Genomic DNA, 1,430 nt, shown 5'->3' with positions numbered 1-1,430 from the left:
CCGGCGAACTCGCCGCCCGGCTGGCCCGCTTCGACGGCGTCCTGCTGCCGGGCGGCGAGTTCGCCGGGATCGGCGGGGGCGTGCGGATGCAGGCCGACGGGTTCTCCGCCGGCCCGCCACACCGCCTCGATCAGGGCGCGCGCGTTGACCTCGGCCCGGTGGCGCAGCGCCGACGCGGACGCGGAGAACCGGGCCGGGACGGCGATCAGCGGGCGCCGGGTCACAGCTGGATCCACGTCGTCTTGAGGTCGGTGTACTTCTCCAGGGCGTGGGCGGACTTGTCGCGCCCGTTGCCGGACCGCTTGACCCCGCCGAACGGCACGGTGAGGTCGCCCTCCTCGTAGCAGTTGACCCACACGGTCCCGGCCTTGAGGGCCCGCGAGACGCGGTGGGCGGTGGGCAGGTCGGACGTCCACAGCCCGGCGGCGAGCCCGTACTCGGTGTCGTTCGCCAGCGCCACGGCCTCGTCGAGATCCTCGAAGGCGATGACGGACAGCACGGGCCCGAAGACCTCCTCGCGGGCGAGCCGGCTGCCGGGGCCGACCCGGTCGAACACGGTCGGTTCGAGGTACGTCCCACCCGTCGCCGTCAGGATGCGGTCTCCGCCGGTCAGGAGCCGCGCTCCCGCCTCGCGCGCGGTGCGGACATGCCCGAGCACCCGCTCCAGGTGCCGTTCGCCGACGAGCGCCCCCATCTCCGTGGCCGGATCGAGCGGATCGCCGACCCGCAGCTCGCGGGCCCGGCGCACCACCGCCTCGACGACGCGCTCGGCGACGGACGCGTGCACGAGGAGCCGGGAGGGCGCCGTGCACATCTCGCCCTGGTTGAAGAAGATCCCCCAGGCGGCGGTGGCGGCGGCCCGGTCGAGGTCGGGTGCGTCGGGCAGCACGATGTTGGGGGACTTGCCGCCGAGTTCGAGCCAGACGCGTTTCAGGTTGGAGTCGGCGGCGTAGCGCAGGAAGTGGCGGCCGACGGCGGTGGAGCCGGTGAAGGCGAGGACGTCCACGTCGGGGTGGAGCCCGAGGGCCCGCCCGGCGCGGGGGCCGTCGCCGGTGACGACGTTCAGCACCCCCGGCGGCAGCCCCGCCTCCAGCGCGAGCCGCCCGAGCAGCAGCGCGGACAGCGGCGCGTTCTCGGACGGCTTGAGCACGACCGTGCATCCGGCGGCCAGCGCGGGCGCGACCTTCCACCCGGCGAGGGTCAGCGGGAAGTTCCACGGCACGACGGCGCCGACGACCCCGGCCGGCTCCCGGGTGACGAGCGCGAGCGCGTCCGGCGCGGTGTGCGGGACCTCGTCGGTGAGTTTGCCGGCGAGTTCGCCGTACCAGCGGAACGTGTTGATGACCGCGCGCAGTTCGATGCCGTGGGCGTCGGCGATCGGCTTGCCCATCTCCAGGGTGACGGCGAGCGCGAGGTCGTCGCGGTGCTCG

General features: G+C 74.7%; 1 protein-coding gene and 1 pseudogene. Both read right to left on the bottom strand.

Features of this window, described 5'->3' with window-relative positions; all coding sequences use genetic code 11:
• Window positions 1–224 (bottom strand): annotated as a pseudogene (locus tag AOK24_RS35015) (gamma-glutamyl-gamma-aminobutyrate hydrolase family protein); the annotation flags it as partial.
• On the bottom strand, window positions 221–1,430 hold a 1,210-nt coding region (locus tag AOK24_RS35010), incomplete at its 5' end, for an aldehyde dehydrogenase family protein (protein WP_055724014.1). The pseudogene AOK24_RS35015 and the gene AOK24_RS35010, both read right to left, overlap by 4 nt.

The sequence above is a fragment of the Streptomyces niveiscabiei genome, from assembly GCF_001419795.1.
GTDB lineage: Bacteria > Actinomycetota > Actinomycetes > Streptomycetales > Streptomycetaceae > Streptomyces > Streptomyces niveiscabiei.
The sequence above is the reverse complement of the archived record's forward strand: the minus strand, read 5'-3'. Positions and strand labels throughout refer to the sequence as shown.